Source organism: Bacillus sp. JUb11, from assembly GCF_024807925.1.
Taxonomy (GTDB): Bacteria; Bacillota; Bacilli; order Bacillales; family Bacillaceae; genus Bacillus; species Bacillus altitudinis.
The window spans coordinates 14,760-33,106 of record NZ_JANUEZ010000001.1 but is presented as its reverse complement, the minus strand read 5'-3'; the positions used below and the strand labels follow the sequence as shown (position 1 = coordinate 33,106).

General features: G+C 42.2%; 17 protein-coding genes and 1 other annotated feature. Of the genes, 4 read left to right on the top strand and 13 right to left on the bottom strand.

From position 1 onward, the window contains the following. Position 1 precedes the first annotated feature (1 nt). Together tyrS and acsA are read right to left on the bottom strand one after the other, a co-directional pair. Positions 2 to 1,270 (bottom strand): tyrosine--tRNA ligase, encoded by a 1,269-nt coding sequence (tyrS, locus tag M2369_RS00160; protein ID WP_008343066.1) that lies wholly within the window; start codon positions 1,268 to 1,270, stop codon positions 2 to 4. Between the two features lie 53 nt (positions 1,271 to 1,323). After that, positions 1,324 to 1,561, bottom strand: a binding site (T-box leader). Between the two features lie 59 nt (positions 1,562 to 1,620). After that, complete coding sequence (gene acsA, locus M2369_RS00155) at positions 1,621 to 3,345, bottom strand: acetate--CoA ligase (protein WP_144667131.1); 1,725 nt, start codon at positions 3,343 to 3,345, stop codon at positions 1,621 to 1,623. A gap of 155 nt (positions 3,346 to 3,500) precedes the next feature. Between acsA and M2369_RS00150 the strand changes: the two genes are divergently transcribed. The 3 genes from M2369_RS00150 to M2369_RS00140 are packed head-to-tail and all read left to right on the top strand — an operon-like array spanning position 3,501 to position 5,970. Continuing rightward, entirely contained in the window at positions 3,501 to 4,133 is a 633-nt protein-coding gene (locus tag M2369_RS00150) for a GNAT family N-acetyltransferase (RefSeq protein WP_159159892.1), read from the top strand. A 38-nt stretch (positions 4,134 to 4,171) separates the two neighbouring features. Beyond that, positions 4,172 to 4,813 (top strand): CBS and ACT domain-containing protein, encoded by a 642-nt coding sequence (locus M2369_RS00145; RefSeq protein WP_113767068.1) that lies wholly within the window; start codon positions 4,172 to 4,174, stop codon positions 4,811 to 4,813. Further along, a complete protein-coding gene (locus M2369_RS00140; protein ID WP_041092585.1) occupies positions 4,810 to 5,970 on the top strand; it encodes an acetoin utilization protein AcuC in 1,161 nt (386 codons plus the stop codon). Before M2369_RS00145 ends, M2369_RS00140 begins: the two co-directional genes overlap by 4 nt. A gap of 43 nt (positions 5,971 to 6,013) precedes the next feature. On the opposite strand, the gene ccpA is transcribed toward M2369_RS00140, so the two are convergent. From ccpA to M2369_RS00085, 11 genes are all read right to left on the bottom strand, one after another. Then, on the bottom strand, positions 6,014 to 7,015 hold the full coding sequence (gene ccpA, locus M2369_RS00135) for a catabolite control protein A (RefSeq protein WP_008343056.1): 1,002 nt from the start codon (positions 7,013 to 7,015) through the stop codon (positions 6,014 to 6,016). Positions 7,016 to 7,465: 450 nt separating this feature from the next. Then, positions 7,466 to 8,542 carry a bifunctional 3-deoxy-7-phosphoheptulonate synthase/chorismate mutase gene (locus M2369_RS00130; protein ID WP_017358315.1) on the bottom strand — a complete coding sequence of 359 codons (1,077 nt, stop codon included), beginning with the start codon at positions 8,540 to 8,542 and terminating at the stop codon, positions 7,466 to 7,468. A 214-nt stretch (positions 8,543 to 8,756) separates the two neighbouring features. Beyond that, positions 8,757 to 9,080 (bottom strand): bacillithiol system redox-active protein YtxJ, encoded by a 324-nt coding sequence (ytxJ, locus tag M2369_RS00125; protein WP_007501805.1) that lies wholly within the window; start codon positions 9,078 to 9,080, stop codon positions 8,757 to 8,759. Positions 9,081 to 9,110: 30 nt separating this feature from the next. After that, positions 9,111 to 9,581, bottom strand: a complete 471-nt coding sequence (locus M2369_RS00120) for a YtxH domain-containing protein (RefSeq protein WP_007501807.1) — start codon at positions 9,579 to 9,581, stop codon at positions 9,111 to 9,113. Positions 9,582 to 9,610: 29 nt separating this feature from the next. Beyond that, positions 9,611 to 10,027 (bottom strand): DUF948 domain-containing protein, encoded by a 417-nt coding sequence (locus tag M2369_RS00115; protein WP_017367864.1) that lies wholly within the window; start codon positions 10,025 to 10,027, stop codon positions 9,611 to 9,613. A 223-nt stretch (positions 10,028 to 10,250) separates the two neighbouring features. Further along, positions 10,251 to 11,549, bottom strand: coding sequence for a UDP-N-acetylmuramate--L-alanine ligase (gene murC, locus M2369_RS00110; RefSeq protein WP_008343047.1), 1,299 nt, complete (start codon positions 11,547 to 11,549; stop codon positions 10,251 to 10,253). A 302-nt stretch (positions 11,550 to 11,851) separates the two neighbouring features. Then, positions 11,852 to 14,605 carry a DNA translocase FtsK gene (locus M2369_RS00105; protein ID WP_310503948.1) on the bottom strand — a complete coding sequence of 918 codons (2,754 nt, stop codon included), beginning with the start codon at positions 14,603 to 14,605 and terminating at the stop codon, positions 11,852 to 11,854. A gap of 196 nt (positions 14,606 to 14,801) precedes the next feature. Next, positions 14,802 to 15,407, bottom strand: coding sequence for a YtpR family tRNA-binding protein (gene ytpR, locus M2369_RS00100; RefSeq protein ID WP_007501813.1), 606 nt, complete (start codon positions 15,405 to 15,407; stop codon positions 14,802 to 14,804). Between the two features lie 16 nt (positions 15,408 to 15,423). Then, positions 15,424 to 16,236, bottom strand: a complete 813-nt coding sequence (locus M2369_RS00095; RefSeq protein WP_096881746.1) for a DUF1444 domain-containing protein — start codon at positions 16,234 to 16,236, stop codon at positions 15,424 to 15,426. 18 nt (positions 16,237 to 16,254) lie between these two features. Continuing rightward, entirely contained in the window at positions 16,255 to 16,575 is a 321-nt protein-coding gene (locus tag M2369_RS00090) for a thioredoxin family protein (protein WP_003217665.1), read from the bottom strand. Continuing rightward, positions 16,562 to 17,590, bottom strand: coding sequence for a PTS sugar transporter subunit IIC (locus M2369_RS00085; protein ID WP_019743715.1), 1,029 nt, complete (start codon positions 17,588 to 17,590; stop codon positions 16,562 to 16,564). The genes M2369_RS00090 and M2369_RS00085 overlap by 14 nt, the downstream gene beginning before the upstream one ends. Before the next feature lie 200 nt (positions 17,591 to 17,790). Here M2369_RS00085 and M2369_RS00080 point away from each other — a divergent pair, with 200 nt between their 5' ends. After that, positions 17,791 to 18,237, top strand: coding sequence for a YtoQ family protein (locus tag M2369_RS00080; protein WP_007501817.1), 447 nt, complete (start codon positions 17,791 to 17,793; stop codon positions 18,235 to 18,237). The last annotated feature ends 110 nt before the right edge of the window (positions 18,238 to 18,347 follow it).

The following is an 18,347-nucleotide window of genomic DNA, read 5'->3' as shown; positions in this document are numbered from 1 at the left end:
TTTATTTATACGTCACAAGGAAATATTTCTTTTTCCCTCTTCTTAAGACCGTAAATTGGTTTTCAATTCGGTCATCTGCTGAAAGGACATAGTCTTTGTCGGTTTGCCTCTCTCCGTTGATGTAGACGGCACCGTTTGTGATATCTTCACGTGCTTGACGTTTTGATGGAGACAGTTTTGATTCGACAAGAACATCAACCAGTGTTAATTCTTCTGCACTGTCTTTCTCCATTGATGGCACATCTTTAAAGCCTACTTTCACTTCTTCTGCTGTAAGAGATTTGATCTCGCCTTTAAATAGCGCATTTGAGATGTTGACAGCCTGTTCTAGTGATTCACGGCCATGCACAAGTGTTGTGACTTCTTCTGCCAAACGGCGCTGTGCTTCACGTTTTTCAGGTGCTGTTTGCACTTTTTCTTCGTAAGATGCGATCTCTTCTTTCGATAAGAACGTAAAGTATTTTAAGTATTTCACAACGTCACGGTCATCTGTGTTGATCCAGAACTGGTAGAACTCATATGGAGATGTTTTTTCTTTATCTAACCAGATGGCGCCGCCTTCTGTTTTCCCAAACTTCGTGCCGTCTGCTTTTGTCACAAGCGGCATTGTGAGACCGAATGCTTTTGCGCCTTCTGCTTCAGACTTACGGATCAACTCAAGTCCAGATGTGATATTTCCCCATTGGTCACTTCCGCCAATTTGCAGCTTACAGTTTTCATTTCTGTAAAGGTTCAAGAAGTCTAACGATTGCAGAATCACGTAGCTGAATTCTGTGTACGAAATCCCTGTTTCAATACGGGAGCTGACGATATCTTTTGCGAGCATGAAGTTGACACCGAAGTTCTTTCCAATATCACGAAGGAACGTGATGACATTCATTTGACTGATCCAGTCATAGTTATTGACGATGACAGCTGGGTTGTCACCTGCTTCAAAATCAAGGAATTGAGAGAGCTGGCCTTTGATTTTCTCTGACCACTGTTCGACGATTTCTGCTGGGTTTAGTGAACGTTCTGCTTTTTTGAAACTTGGGTCACCAATCAGTCCAGTTGCGCCGCCAACAAGTGCAATCGGATGATGGCCTGCTTCTTGGAATCTGCGCAATGTTAATATTGGCAGTAAGTGACCAATGTGCAAGCTGTCAGCTGTTGGATCAAAGCCGGAGTATAGCTTGATTTTTTCTTCTGCTAATAATTTTGTTAAACCTTCTTCATCTGTTTGTTGCTGAATTAATCCTCTGAACGATAATTCTTCCATCAATTGACTCATATCCAAATCTCCTTTTTTTACAATTCAACATAAAAAACGCCCCTTCGAATGAACGAAGGGACGATATATATCGCGGTACCACCCTGCTTAAAAGACAAAACAACACGTCTTTTCACTTACACTGATAACGGACAGATCCGTTCTTTCACTAATCAGGCAACATGCATGCTCCTTTTCGTAAAAGCGGTTCGTGAGGGTAATTCGAATATCTCTTTGTACTGACTCGCACCAGCCGTCAGCTCTCTTGGACAGGGAAAGATGATTCTACTGAATCTCAGTCAAAACCTTTTCGTATTCAACTAAAGTCATTTTTAACATACTTTTGATATCAAGTCAACTGACGGAAGCGATTAATCTTCCATTGTCGAGAGATCGCCAGCAGGTAAATTCAGTTCCCACGCTTTTAGCACACGTCTCATAATTTTACCGCTGCGTGTTTTTGGCAGTTTGTCTTTAAACTCAATTTCTCTCGGTGCTGCATGTGCAGCGAGTCCTTTTTTCACAAACGTACGAATCTCTTCTTTCAGCTCATCTGTCGGTTCGTATCCGCTTCTAAGCGCTATAAATGCTTTAATAATTTCACCGCGCACAGGATCTGGTTTTCCGATGACACCAGCCTCTGCAATGGCCGGATGTTCCACCAGTTTACTTTCTACCTCAAATGGACCGACCCGCTCTCCTGACGTCATAATGACATCGTCGACACGTCCCTGGAACCAGAAGTATCCATCTTCATCCATATAAGCTGAATCTCCTGAAACATACCAATCTCCCGGCATAAAGTAAGATTCATATTTTTCAGGATTGTTCCAGATCGTATGCATCATAGACGGCCAGCCCTTTTTGATGGCAAGGTTCCCCATCCGGTATGGCGGAAGTTCATTTCCGGCATTATCTACAATCGCAGCTTCAACGCCTGGAATTGGTTTCCCCATCGAACCTGGTTTGATATCCATGCATGGATAGTTACAAATCAGTTGTGCACCTGTTTCTGTCATCCACCAAGTGTCATGAATTCGTTTACCAAATACAGCGTCTCCCCAGCGGATTACTTCTGGATTAAGTGGCTCTCCTACACTTAACACATGACGGAGTGAGCTGAGATCATATTTTTGAATGAGATCGTCTCCTGCTCCCATCAGCATTCTGAAGGCTGTCGGTGCACTGTACCAAACGGTCACACCAAGCGATTCAATGGTTTCGTACCACGTATCAGGATTGAACCTGCCGCCTAAAATGACATTCGTCGCTCCATTCAGCCACGGAGAAAAAATACCGTACACCGTCCCTGTTACCCAGCCTGGATCAGCTGTACACCAGTAGACATCTTCTTCTTTCAAATCAAGTACCCATTTACCCGTCTGGCCTTGCTGCACCATTGCGCCATGAACATGGAGCACACCTTTTGGCGTACCAGTGGACCCTGACGTGTAATGAAGCAGGTATCCATCTTTTTCATCCATCCACTCGATTTCAAGTTCCTTCGCTGCCTGTTCAAATGCTTCTTCAAAGTGAATCGTCCGCACATCACCTGCATCCTCTTTTTCACCGCCGACAATGATGACGGATTCAAGCTTTGGAAGTTCTGCAAACGGAATCCGCTCAAGCAGATCAGGCGTTGTCACAATCACTTTTGCCTCACTATTTTCTAAACGATCTTTGACGGCACCTTCCATAAATGCCTCAAATAACGGACCGACGATCGCACCAATTTTGACAGCACCAAGCAGTAGAAAATAGAGCTCAGGTGATCTTGGCATAAAGATAAACACGCGATCCCCTTTTTGCACATGTGCCTGTTCTCTTAATAGATTTCCTGCTTTGTTTGTCTTGATTTTCATATCCCTGAACGTATACTTTTCATCCCGCTGTGAATCTTTGTAGTGAAGCGCCACCTTGTTTTTACGAAACGAGTCCGCATGTCTGTCAATCGCTTCATAAGCTGCATTTACTTTTCCTGTTTCATACCAAGAGAAATTTTTTCTCGCTTCCTCCCATGAAAATTCTTTGTATGCTTGCTCATAATCATTTAAATGATAGTCCCCTTTTACTGATGGTAGCGTTTCCACTTTCATCAAACAGTCCCCCTTTGCATACGTTTACAATGACCATTATAGTATAGATGACTTTTTTTCTCAATTTTTAAAAAACTTCTGATGAAACCGTTTTAATTATTGCGAGATTTAAGATAGAATAGAGACGACTCACTAGAATTTGAGGCGGTGGATACGTGGAGCATCCTAAAACTTATTATTCAAAAACCATTGAGCGAGAAACAGGTTCCATCCTGATTGAAGGACCGGTACCTGCATCAGAGCTTGCGAACTATACGTTTCATGAAGGACTAACGGCATTTCGCACGCCTGAGGAACAGAAACAAGCACTTGTTGAAATAGCAGATCTTCCTGAAGGACGTATTATCATTGCTAGGGTGGATGAGCTTGTCGTAGGCTATGTCACGTATTTGTACCCTGATCCGCTTGAACGCTGGTCAGAAGGCAACATGGACAATTTAATTGAGCTCGGTGCCATTGAAGTCGCTCCTCCATTCAGAGGCTGCTCACTTGGCAAGCATTTACTGGATGTGAGCATGATGGATGAGCAAATGGAGAATTACATTATCATTACAACTGAATATTACTGGCATTGGGATTTAAAGGGGACAAAGAAAAACGTGTGGGAGTACCGCAAAATGATGGAGAAAATGATGAACGCCGGCGGTCTTGTCTGGTTTGCAACAGACGAGCCAGAGATTAGCTCACATCCAGCCAATTGTTTAATGGCCAGAATTGGAAAACATGTGAGTCCTGATTCGATCGAGCGTTTCGATCGTCTTCGCTTCCATCAGCGCTTTATGTATTAACGTTCAATTCGTTTTTTTGGCAAAGGGGATTGGTAATCATGATGATTGAACAAATTATGGAGCGTGATGTGATCACGCTGCGAAAAACCGATACGATTGAAGAGGCCATTCAAAAAATGAGTGCACATCACATTCGGCATATTCCCATCGTATCTGAGCAGGTATCTGTCATTGGGATGGTGACAGATCGGGATATTAAAAATGCCAGTCCAAGTATTTTTGAAACAGAGAAAAGGCAGCTTTTTATTCAGCGGCCGGTTGAAGACATCATGGTGCTAGAGACGATTACCGCTCATCCGCTTGATTTCGTTGAGGAGATTTCAAGTGTCTTTTTTGAACACGGAATTGGCTGTCTTCCCGTTGTGAGACGCGGCAAGCTTGTAGGGATCATCACAAAAACAGATTTACTTCGTACGTTTGTAAGACTAACAGGTGCAGATCAGCCTGGATCACATTTAGAGGTTGAAGTAGCGCAAGTGACAGAGGGTCTTGCAGACATTACGTCCATTTTAAAAGAGCAGCATATTCAAATGCTGAGTGTACTCGTGTACCCACATGCCAATGAAGCCTCTAAAGTGCTCGTCTTCCGCCTTCAAACGATGCATGCAGATCATGTGATGAAGCTGATTCGTGCAAAAGGCTATAAAGTGCTCTGGCCTATGGAGCAGACGATCAAATGAAGGAAGCGACCTTTGTTTTTTCACCATCTTTTCAAACGTACCAGTTTCACCAAGATCATCCCTTCAATCAGCTTCGCGTCTACTTAACTTATGATCTTCTTCAAAAAATGAAGGCATTAACGGATGATGAGATTGTCGCACCTCGTATGGCGACGCTGGAGGAGTTAAAGCTTGTCCATACAGCAGACTACATTCAAGCAGTACAGCGGGCAAGTGAAGGAAAACTGTCCACCGCAGAGGGGGAACGTTATGGTCTTGGCACTGAGGATACCCCGATGTTTGCAGGGATGCATGAGGCAGCTTCTCTCCTAGTTGGCGGGACATTAACAGCGGTTGATCAAGTGATGCTTGGACATTCGCAGCATGCGCTCAATCTTGGCGGCGGGCTTCACCATGGATTTAAAGGGCGTGCTTCTGGCTTTTGTATTTATAATGACAGCTCTGTGGCCATTCAGTATATTCAAAAGACATATGGCGCTAGAATTTTATATATTGATACAGATGCTCATCATGGCGATGGTGTACAGTTTAGCTTCTATGATGATCCAGAGGTATGTACTGTTTCCATTCATGAAACAGGGCGCTATTTGTTCCCTGGAACTGGACAAGTACAGGAAAGGGGTCATGATAAAGGCTATGGCTATGCATATAATATCCCGCTTGACGCATTTACAGAAGACGAATCATTTTTAGAAGCCTATCGAACAGCAGTGACAGAGATTGCTGCTTTTTTTAAACCAGACGTCATTTTGACGCAAAATGGAGCAGATGCCCACTATTATGACCCTTTGACACATTTATCTGCTACCATGAAAATATATGAGGAAATTCCTAGAATTGCCCATGAGCTGGCGCATCAATATTGTGATGGAAAATGGATCGCTGTGGGCGGAGGCGGCTATGATATTTGGCGTGTCGTCCCAAGAGCATGGAGCCGCATTTGGCTTGAGATGAAAGGCATCACACCACCAGATGCGCTTCCTCCGGAATGGATTCGGGCATGGGAAAAACAATCGCCTGTTCCGCTTCCATCCACATGGCTAGATCCTGACGATTTATATCCACCGATTCCAAGAAGAGCAGAAATTACAGAAAAAAATGCACAAACGGTAGAAAAAGCACTCATGCCTGTTCGACGAGAAAAGAAAAAGGCATAAAAAAAAGCAGGCGTCCACTGATCAAGTGAGCCTGCTTTCTTTTTTATTTCGTCGATTGTCTTTCTTCGATTCTATGTGGCAATTCAACAATTTGATCTTCTACTTGTTCTTTGTTCATGAGTTTTGTCAAAAGTCTCATCGCAACAGCGCCAATATCGTAAGTCGGCTGAACAACTGTTGTCAATTGAGGGCGTACCATGAGGGATAGTCTTGTGTTATCAAAACCAATCACTTCTAAATCTTCAGGAATTGATACGCCTCTGTCCTGCGCTCCATGAATGACACCTAGCGCCATTTCGTCAGTAGCTGCAATTACAGCCGTCGGCTTGTCAGATTGCTCAAGCAGATTAGCCAGCGCTTCAATACCAGAGTCATATGAGTAGTCTCCTTCAGCAACAAGCGCTTCGTCAAACGCGATACCAGCTTCTTCAAGCGCACGCTTATAACCAGCAAGCTTTCTCATAGAGTTAATTGGTTCTGACATTGGTCCAGATACAAACGCAATTCGTTTATGTCCTTTTTCAACTAATAGCTGAACTGAATCATAAATGGCTTGTTCATAGTTAATGTTGACTGATGGTGTTTGTGCCTGCTCTTCAACAGATGCTGCAAGTACAATGGGTACAGGAGAGCGCTTAAATTCTTCCACATGCACATCTGTAATGTTTCCGCCCATAAAAACGATTCCATCTACTTGTTTGCCAAGCATTGTGTTTAACAAATGAAGTTCTTTATCAGTATTTTGGTCTGAGTTGCTCAAAATAATGTTGTACTTGTACATCGTTGCAATATCTTCAATTCCTCGTGCAAGCTCTGAATAGAAAATACTTGAAATATCAGGGATGATGACCCCGACTGTTGTGGTCTTTTTACTTGCAAGGCCTCGTGCGACTGCGTTTGGACGGTAGCCGAGACGATCAATTGCTTCAAGCACCTTTTTTCTTGTTGTTGGTTTTACGTTTGGATTACCATTAACAACGCGTGATACCGTTGCCATACTTACGTTTGCTTCTCTTGCTACATCATATATTGTAACATTATTCACATAAATCACTCCTTCAAATACACTTCATATCTATAGCATTCACCAATTGGATAGAGACATGTCAGATACGAGGAAAATAATATCCTATTTGTCATTAAAACGATGAAAAGAGACACATAATTTTTCAATCTACATCAAAATGACATTCTTTTATGAAATTATACACGTTTTTTCTTCATATGAAAACGTTCCCTTTCTTTTTATAACTAAATTAAACAAACTTTAATGAGCTTGTTACCTGTAAATTGAATCATATTTCACCAAAAATCGTCGTGAACGTCAGCTATGACAATGATCTTAGCAGATTCTATCGAATTTTAAAAATGAAAACATTGTGAACAAGCATATTTTTAGCTTGCAATGTGCTCTCTTCCTTTCATTGCCAATCTTAATCGTATTTTTTCATGAAAAAACCGCCGGGCTGTCATCCGGCGGCTTTTCTATTTATGGTTACGCGTGAATGTTGACAAGTGGTCTTAACGCATCTAACCATTTTTCGAATTGTGGAATGTCCATTTGCTGCGCTGAATCAGATAGGGCAACAGATGGATCTGGATGCACTTCTGCCATCACACCGTCTGCTCCAATCGCAAGAGCTGCTTTAGCTGTTGGAAGGAGTAGATCTCTGCGTCCTGTTGAGTGTGTCACGTCAACAAAGACTGGTAAATGTGTCTCTTGTTTCAAGATTGGCACAGCCGAGATATCTAGTGTATTTCTTGTGGCTGTTTCGTATGTGCGGATGCCTCGCTCGCAAAGGATGATTTGGTCATTTCCTTGTGCGATGATGTATTCAGCTGCATTGATGAATTCTGAAATTGTTGCTGCTAAACCGCGTTTTAAAAGAACTGGTTTGTTCACTGATCCAGCTTCTTTTAAAAGCTCGAAGTTCTGCATGTTACGTGCTCCAATTTGGATGACATCGATATGCTCAATCGCTTCTTCAATATGAGCAGGATTCACGATTTCACTAATAACTGCAAGACCGTATTCATCTGCTACACGTTTTAGAATTTTTAGACCGTCTACGCCAAGTCCTTGGAAGTCGTATGGACTTGTGCGAGGCTTAAATGCGCCACCACGAAGAAGTTTTAGTCCCTGCTGTTTCGCTGCTGCCGCTACTTCTGCAACTTGCTCGTAGCTTTCAACGGCACATGGCCCAACGATGAAACGTTGTTTTCCGTCACCGATCGCTTCTCCATTGATATTTACAATTGTATTTTCTGGTTTTTTCTTACGAGAAACAAGAAGTGCTTTGCTGTGGTCATCTTCTTGAAGCTCTAAACCTGCTTTGAAAATTTCTTTGAAAATATGTTGAATCGTTGAATTTTCAAATGGGCCATCATTTTCTTCAAGAATTTGATTAAGCATTGTGCGCTCTCTGACAGGGTCATAACGGTTGACACCTTGCGCTTCTTTTGCCTTTCCAATTTCTTTTACAATGTTTCCTCTTTCATTGATCAGTTTTAAGATTTGAAGATTTAGTTCATCTGCTTGCTGTCTCAATTGTTCCAATTCATTGTTGCTCATTTTTGTCATCCTTTCCTCTGCCCGCTCTCGCTTTTTATTTTTGATCTCTTATAATAGGGTTTATTATAAACAAAGATTTCGGAATTGTCACGAAAAAATTCTTTATTACCCAAACGCTTTTAAGCGATAAAGTATTATGTGTAAGATTATAGCATACTTTTGATGCAAGTAAACCTTTTTTATAAAAAAAACGTCAGCAATCGCTGACGTTTTTCTACATGTTATGTTCAAGCGCTTCTTTTGTAATGCTTGAGTGAGAAGCATGCCACTTTACTTTGCCACCGCTAAAGATGAGTGCCTGCGGGCTTTCGTGCTTGATCCCTGACTTTTCAGTCACATAGGATGAAAGTTCTCTTGTGTTTTGAATTTGCAAGAAATAAGCAGGAACATCCTCATGTTCTGACGCAAACGCTTCAAACTCTTGAAAAGCAGCTTGGCTGATTGGACATGTCAAACTGTGCTTAAAAAAGACAAAGGTTCCGTCTTGATTCGTTAGTTGATCAAACTGTTCTTCTGTTTCTATGAGTTGTTTAGACATGATGTGCTCCTTCCTAACTTAAGCAGCGAGTTAGCCTTTCGTAGATTGTTCTACTTTTTCTTTGACATCTTTGATGCCGTCTTCAATGTCTGCTTTTGCTTCTTGTGCTCTTACTTTTGCTTCATCTGCTACATCTGAAGCTTCATTTGCAATATTTGCTGCAGCATCTTCTGCTTCGCTTTTTACTTGTTTAGCTTTTCCAGCTGTACGATCTTTTATGTCTTTTACTTTGTCTAAAATCTGGTTTGACTGCTCTGCTACGAGCTGAGACAATTCAGATGTTTTGTCTTTCGCAATCGTCACATATTCAGTGCCTTTTTCCTTTGCATCTGTTGTAAGACGATCTGTTTTTTCTTTTAGGGCATTCGCTTGGGTGTTTAAATCATCGCGAAGCTCTTTCCCTGACTTTGGTGCTAAAAATAATGCCGTTGTTGCACCGATAATGCCACCGATAAGTGTTCCGATCAAAAAGTCTTTGCTATTGATTCCGTCTTTGCTCATGATTATTCCTCCTATGCGAAAATGGTTGTTTATTGTTGTTTACGCTGTTTCCATTTTTTATAGATTTCAAGTGCTGCGTTACTCCAGCTTACCACATCCGTGACTTTCTCTTGATTTCGTTCAACGGATGAAGAAACCGCACCAGCTGCCTGCTTTATGCTTGTATTAAATTGGTTGATCGAGCCACCAATTCCCTGCACCGCATCCACAACTGTGTTAAGTTTTGCCGATTTGTCTTGAATATCTTCAGCAAGCTGATTGGTCTTATGTAGCAACTGTGCTGTCTCTGTGGTGATGCCTTGCATCTGTCCTTCAAGACCTTCTAAAGTTGATGCGACATTCTTTAATGTCAGCTGTAAGGATTTCAATGTTTTGGACAAGTAGATGACAAGAATGAGGAAAGCGATTGCGATGAGTGCAACGCTTAAATAGAGAATAATAATCATCTGATACCTCCTTTGCTGCGGGCATATTCAATTCAATACCCTCTCGTTGTATCATTCAAACATCGCCTAGAATGACCGATTGAATAATAATTCTACACTTATTCGCCAATTCCTGTCCACAGCGAACGAAAAAAAGCGGCACATCTTGTCACATTTAGCCCCTTTGTCACATTTTATTCAAAATAAAAAAGCGCCGATTGAATCGGCACTTTTTGACAGGCAATTATACTGCGACTTTCTCATAAGCACGAAGATACTTTTGAATATCTCCTGCTCCCATAAAGACCAAGATCGCATTTTCATGTGCTTTCAGCACAGATGTCTCTTCTTCTTCAATCAATTGGGCTTGCGGAATTTTTTCCCGCAAATCTTCAATGCTTAGTTTCCCAATGTTTTCACGAGCTGAACCGAAAATATCACAGAGGTATACATAGTCTGCTTTTTTCAGACTGTCCGCAAATTCACTTAAAAATTGCTGTGTACGAGTGAAAGTGTGCGGCTGGAAGACTGCTACAATATCACGGTCTGGATACTTCTGGCGGGCTGCTTCGATCGTGACTTCAATTTCAGTCGGATGGTGCGCATAGTCGTCAATTAAGACTTGTTCACCGACTACTTTTTCATTAAAGCGTCGTTTCACACCGCCAAATGTCGTTAAAGCACCTTTGATGAGCTCTACATCAATGGCCTCATAGTGGCATAATGCAATAACCGCTAATGAGTTAAGGACATTGTGGTTTCCGTAAGCAGGAATGTAGAAGGTATCATAAAACGTATTACGTACAAATACATCAAATGTCGTGCCTTCTGTGTTTTTCACAACATTTCGTGCTTGGAAATCATTTTCTTCATTGAATCCGTAGTACACAACAGGTACTTTTGCTTGGATCTTGAGAAGATGCTCGTCATCACCGCAGGCGATGATGGCTTTTTTCACTTGAAGTGCCATGTTTTGAAACGCATCGAACACGTCATCAATATCCGTGAAATAATCAGGGTGATCAAAATCAATATTGGTCATGATCGCATAGTCTGGATGGTAGCTGAGGAAATGTCTGCGGTATTCGCACGCTTCAAATACAAAATACTCGCTGTTTTCTTTCCCCATTCCAGATCCATCACCGATTAAGTAGGAAGTTGGTTTTGCCGCTTGCATCACATGTGCAAGCAGACCTGTTGTCGATGTTTTACCATGAGCACCCGTAATTGCAACGTTTGTGAATGAATCCATGTATTCTCCAAGAAATTTATGATAACGAATGACAGGAATCCCTTCAGAAAGAGCACGCTCAATCTCAGGGTGTGTATCTGGGAATGCATTTCCTGCAATCACCGTCATCCCTGGCTGAATATTATCTGGGTCAAATGGAAGAATTTTAATATTTCGTTCTTCTAATGCTTTCTGTGTAAAGATATGTTTTTCGATATCCGATCCTTGGACAGTATACCCAGTATCATGAAGAATTTGGGCCAGTGGACTCATACCTGTCCCTTTTATTCCAACAAAATGATAAACAGTCATAATTGTACCTCCAACAAACGTCTATCTGACTTACAGTATATGACGCTCATTTCAATTTGCAACTTGTGATTTTTGTCTCTAGCTGATCACAAATCGCAGCTCCAAATAAAGATTTTTTTCCGATCTTCCTATTCTAATCAATATTAACTATGATTAGTATCCGACAACTTTCCCATTTCTAACACCTGCTTTCGCTCATTTTCGTTAAAAAGCGTTCAGACAGGCATGCGAAAAGCGTCCAATTCAAAAATTGCACCTATGTGCTATCATACCATGTTTATCAAAAAAATGAAGTGGTTTGTTTAGATCAATTGTTCTAAGTCACTCAGTGTCATGAGGACCTCTCTTGGCTTACTGCCTTTTGCCCCAGAGATCATTCCTTCACGTTCCATCATATCAATTAATCTCGCTGCTCGATTGTAGCCAATTCTAAATCTTCTTTGCAAACTGGATGTACTAGCACTATTTTGCTCGATGGCGAATCTGCATGCGTCCATAAACAATTCATCTTCGTCTGTAATGGCAGAGCCTTGGAGCATCAATTCTTCCTGTTCAAAAAGGAACACAGGTTTGCGCTGTTTTCTCACATGCGCTACCACTTCATCAATCTCTCGATCTGATACAAAGTTCCCTTGCAGCCTTGTCGGTTTGCCAGAGCCATTTTCTAAGAACAGCATGTCTCCTTTTCCAAGAAGCTTTTCAGCACCTGCCATATCAATAATGGTTCTTGAATCCACTTGGCTTGAAACAGAGAAAGCAATTCTTGTTGGGATGTTTGCTTTAATGAGGCCTGTAATGACATCAACAGAAGGTCTTTGCGTCGCAATGAGTAAGTGAATCCCGCATGCTCTTGCTTTTTGGGCAATTCGGCAAATGCTTTCTTCGACTTCATTTGGTGCGACCATCATTAAATCAGCCAACTCATCAATGACAACGACGAGATATGGTAGTTTTTCACCCATTTGTTTTTCTTTCACCAGTTCGTTAAATCGTTTGATTTCTCTCACACCAGAGTGTGCAAACAGTTCATAGCGTCTTTCCATTTCATCTACTACCCATTTCAAAGCACCTGTTGCTGTCTTGGCATCAGTAATAACTGGGCTCACAAGATGCGGAATGTGATTATACGGCGCCAGTTCGACCATTTTAGGGTCGATTAACAGCATTTTCACTTCATCAGGTGAGGCTTTAAACATCAGGCTTACGAGAATGGTATTAATACAGACACTTTTCCCTGAACCTGTTGCTCCGGCAATTAAGCCGTGCGGCATTTTTTGCAAATCAACCACAACGGGCTGACCGGAAATATCCAATCCGAGCGCTGCCGTTAATGGAGATGGGTTGTCTCTAAAAGCACTGCTTCTGATCATTTCTCTTAAGAAAACCATTTTACTGTGAAGGTTCGGCACTTCGATTCCAATCGTGTTCTTCCCAGGAATCGGCGCTTCGATGCGAATATCTTTTGCTGACAAACTGAGTTTGATATCATCTGACAGGTTTGTAATTTTGTTCACTTTCACGCCTGGTTCAGGATGCACTTCAAATCTTGTAACAGAAGGACCTTGCGTCACATGAACAACACTTGCTCTGACATTGAAATTTTTCAGTGTGGCATTGAGCAGTTCTGCCCGTTCTTTCACCCATGTTCCGTCCTCTTCTTTTTGTGCTGGCGGAACGTCTAGAAGGGCTAAACTCGGAAATACATATCCTTGTGCATCTGCCGTTTTCTTCTGTCCTTGCACGCGCTGATCACTTTTTAACATCATGACGTTAAAAGGAACGGTGGGGGTTTGACCGCTTGAGCGCTTTGGCTGTGGAGAAGACGGTTTTGGTTCTTCACGTTTTATTTCAGGCGTTTCTTTAGGTGTTTCCTCAAGTTCTTCTGCCCTATCCCCGGCGATCTCTGCTTGTCCAGAGTCAGCAAATTCATCTGATGCTTCTTCAACTGACATGACTTCATCATCTGTTAATTTTTCTTCCGGCAGAGAATCATCATCTTGCGAATCTTGTATGTTCACCGGTTCTTCTTGTTCAAATGCTGCCGCTGACACGTCTGCTTGACTTTCTTCTATCCATGCAGCCTCTGTTGTTTCCTCCGCAGCCTCTACTTCGTTCTCTTCCAGCACCGCAGTTTCTTCTACTGGGCTTTCTATCTCCATGTCGAGTGCTGGTGATGCGCTTTCAGCTGTTTCAAATGTAAAGCTCTCTTTTTTTTCAGCATCATCTTCAAGCGGAATCATCGGCTCTTCTTGTTCAACGGTGACTGCCTGTTCTTGCTCCATCTCTAGAGGCGCTTTAGATGCTTCAGCTTGCTCCATATGTAAGAATGCTTCCGGATCGTCTTCAGTCTGTGATAAAACTTGATCTTGATCCTCTGTCTCACTGAAAGGCTCGTCATATAAACGTTCCATCGTTGATTGAACGTGATCTTGATAAGCGAGTTCCTCTTGCAAAGTAAGCGGCGTCGTGACAGGTTGCTTCTCTACTTGTTCTTCTGTTTGGGCTGACATCATGTCTTCCATACGTTGTTCTTTTCGTATAGACGGGATGTTCATTTGCTGTCTTACATTCCGTTCACGCTCTGCTTCTTCTGATAACAGTGTGACACGCTGTGACGTTTCTGCTGCCGATTTCATTTTGACAGAAGATGTGTCTTCTTTGGCTGCCGCATGTTTTGGACGCATATCCTGGTGGTAGCCATAGATGGGTGAAGGGATTTGCTCTGGTTTAAAAGGCTTTTTATTAAGATCAGGCTGCACTGTTTGTTTTGGCTGATAGGTCGTCTGCTTTGCCTTTGGCTGACTTGGCAGCGTGCGCCTTCTTTCTTGTTGCTTTGCTGCCTCACGTGCAGGTTCATCTGGAACGAGAGGAAAGCGGAAATTGCCTTTTGGATATTCATAATACACTTTCGTATCTTCAACTTTTTTATATTCTTTATGCTGTTCAACAGCTGGCTGCTTTGGTGCAATCGGACCTGTTTCAGGCCTCTCAGCTTTTTCTTCTTTTTTTTCTTCTCCTAAAAATACACTAAAAAATTTATCTAACCAACTCATCATTTATCACTCACTTTAACTCCCCTTACGTTTTCTTGGGCGATTTTTAGTATACCATTGCTTTTTCATGCAGAAAAGCGAGAAAAGTGCTACGCTTTGCTGTTCATGCTGTCTGTAGATGAAAAAAAGTCACTAAGTACGTACTTAGTGACTTTTGGTATAACACATTCTTCGCTCATTTGTACCCGTTTATGGGAGGTTACGCTTCAAATGGTTCGCCAGCTTGGCGGCTTCCTTCTAGAACAAGGATTCCTTTTTCAGCAGGCGCATTCGGAAGATCTAATTCTTTTGCAGAACAAATCATTCCGCTTGAAGGAACACCTCTTAGTTCAGCATCTTTGATCACCAAACCGCTCGGCATCACAGCACCGACCTTTGCAACCACAACATATTGACCTTGATCAACGTTTGGTGCACCGCACACGATTTGTAAGGTTTCATCGCCAACATCTACTTGGCAAATGTTCAGTTTATCTGCATTTGGATGTTTTTCTTTTTCTTTCACATAACCGACCACAAACTTAGGTGATAGATCCACTGTTAATGTTTCACTGACACCGTTGCGGTTTAAAATTTCATTGATATCTTGAACAAGCGTTTCAGAAAGCGGTACAGATCCGTTTTCTTCAATTTTCATGTAAGTAGATGCATTGAAAATATTAAAACCTGTTGTTTCTTTTGTGTCTTGATTGAAGATTCTTACGACATCTCCAAACGTTTCATGACCTACTTCTTCTCTTGTTACATCTTTCAATGAAATAAGGAGTGTGTCGCCGACACCTTCTGCATTATAAAAAACGTTCATTCTTCAAAATTCCCTTCTACTGCTGTTTTGGTCTGCTTTTTGCAAGAATAAAGATCGGTTCAAGCTTGCCTTCGTCATATAAAAATGACAAGGCCGTAATCGGAACCGTGCCGCTGGCGAAGAAGCTCATCGACATTTGCCCTAAAATATCATAGCCTGATTCATTGCGTACATCTGCAATGATGAACACATCTTGATGGGGAACGGAAATGGCCATTTGCCCCTCTACTTTTTGCGCGTATTCTTGTAAAATCGATTCATTTAAAATTCTGCTTGCATCGTACCCGTCGTTTGCACGGAAAAAATAAAAACGGTTGCCCGCCACTTCATCCATTTTCACGACAGTCTTTAGTGAACGGACGTTAAAACTTGCGGTTTCTCTGATTCGTTCTTTTGTCCAGTTTTCCTTTTGCAGCATCTTCTCGTCAATTAATCTGTAGGTGCTTCCAAGGTCAAGTGCATAGTAGATTCTTGTCTCTGCTGTATGCTCATCAAAAACGAGCGGAATCTCATCACTTGATGTTTCTGGAAAGGACGTTGAACGAATGACCGGATAAATGTGCTTCTCTTTGCCTGAGATGTGCTGCGCTTCACCTTTCATTGCGCTGAGCGCCTCTTTCACATAATAAACGATCTCATCCAGTGTTTCATCAGGCTTTACTTCCCACTTTGCAATAATCGGCGGGAGCTCAAGCGTGATGCCCTTTCCTGTATGTTTATCTTCCACACGAAGCGTATCTTTTTCCCTGTCGAACTGGTGTATCCAGTTGTCGTTCGTCAGACGGCTTTTCAATTGATTGGCAAGCTGTCTTGATGTCATTTTCGCCATGATAAGACTCTCCTTTCGTTATTTAGAAAGAGAATCTGTTAAAAATGCTTCAATCTCTTCCTTTGTCTTACGATCTTTGCTGACAAAACGGTTGATCTCTTGTCCGTTTTTAAAGACTAAAAAGCTTGGAATTCCGTAAATTTCCCACTCTGCACAAGTGTCGATGAACTGATCTCTATCCACATAGAAGTATTCAAATTCTGGATAGTTTGCTTCAAGCTCTGGCAAAAACGGCTCAATAAATGTGCAGTCCGGGCACCAGTCAGCTGAAAATAGTAATACGGTTAAGTCTTCTTGAATCACTTTTTGTAATTCTTCGTTTGATTCAATTTTTTTCATGTTTGATTCCTCCAGTTTGTATACTTAAATCTCCGAATTGTATATAGCCTTTCTTTCTCATCCATTCTGATACTACCAAACTAATCACTGCCGGGCCAACGATATGCAAGAGAGCAATAGCGAGGAAAACGGAAGGATGAAATCCCATGACTGTGAGTGTCATGAGCTGGCCGACAAGTCCGCTCGTTCCCATACCCGCTCCTGCCGCATTATTGACCATCCCAAAGCCAATGATACCAATTGGTGCAAGAATCAGTCCTGCAATCGTCGGCGGAATGAGAATGAGCGGATTTTTCACAATGTTCGGCAGCTGTAGTTTTGATGTACCAATGCCTACCGCAGCAAGACCGCCAAAACGATTTTCCCTAAATCCTGCAGCAGCAAAGCCGACCATCTGCGCGCAGCAGCCAATCGTCGCCGCACCAGCAGCAAGACCGCTTAAATCAAGCATCAGCGCAAGCGCAGCACTTGAAATCGGTGAGCTAAGAGCAAGTCCAACAATGGTTGCAACCAGCATGCCCATGATGAGTGGACTTTGGTCAGTCCCCCATACGATCAGCCTGCCGAGCCCTGTCATCACCGCCTGAATCCCAGGGCCGATGAAAGCAGCGGTGAGAAAACCTGTGATAATGGTCACAAGCGGCGTTAAAATAATATCAATTCTTGTCTCACCACTGATGAGTTTGCCTAATTCCACACCAATAAGAGCAGCCACGAAGCTTCCAGCAGGTCCCCCAAGCTCTGCTCCGGCGGCACCTGAAACAACACTTGCGAAAATAATTAAAGGAGAAGCGTTTAAGCGATAAGCAACCGCTACGCCAATTGCTGGTCCCATCAGCCCCATTGCGAGCGTTCCCATTTCCACGATGAGAGGAAATGATAACAGGCCGCCTGCTGTTTTTAAAATCAGCCCTACCACTAATGTAGCAAATAGACCTAAAGCCATATAAGAGAGTGCATCAATAAAATAGACCTTTGGCGAAAGGGAAATACCCTTTCTTTTTAAATAAGTCATCAACGTCGTCTTCCTGCTTTCTCATAGGAAAGACGAAGAGGCCTGTCCTTCCCATTATATGTAGTCTTCTTACGATGAAAAATAGTCTCTACCATGAATATCATAATCATATTTTTTTTGCTTTATCAAGCACTTCTTGTGTAACATGAAAAGAAACAGGGCAAACCTTTACTAAGTTTGTGCACAAGGAGGAGATTGTTATGCAATTAACGGTTTATTTAGCTGGAGAAATTCATAGCCAGTGGCGTGATGAAATCAAGGAGAAAAGCCAATCTTTGAAGCTGCCAGTGACGTTTGTTGGTCCAATGGAGAATCATGACCGATCAGATAACATCGGAGAAGATATTTTAGGCGGGCAGCCAAATGCCATCTTGAAAGACGATGCGGCTTCTGATTTGAACAATTTCCGCACCGAACTATTATTAAATAAGGCAGACGTTGTCATCGCCCGCTTTGGTGAGAAATATAAACAGTGGAACACGGCAATGGATGCTTCTTCTGCCATCGCCAAAGGAAAACCCCTTATTTTGATTCGTCCTAAAGAATTACATCATCCACTAAAGGAACTATCAAACAAAGCAAATATCACTGTCGAAACAGTGAATCAAGCAATTAAGGCGTTGTCATACGTGTTTGAACAAGAATAAGAAAAAGGGCTAAAATGAACTTGATTTTAGCCCTTTTTCTTCTTTTCAGCGTGATAGAAAATCTTTGCAGCCCTAGGAAGGTCGAGTACCGGCGCGGAGCGAATTTGACA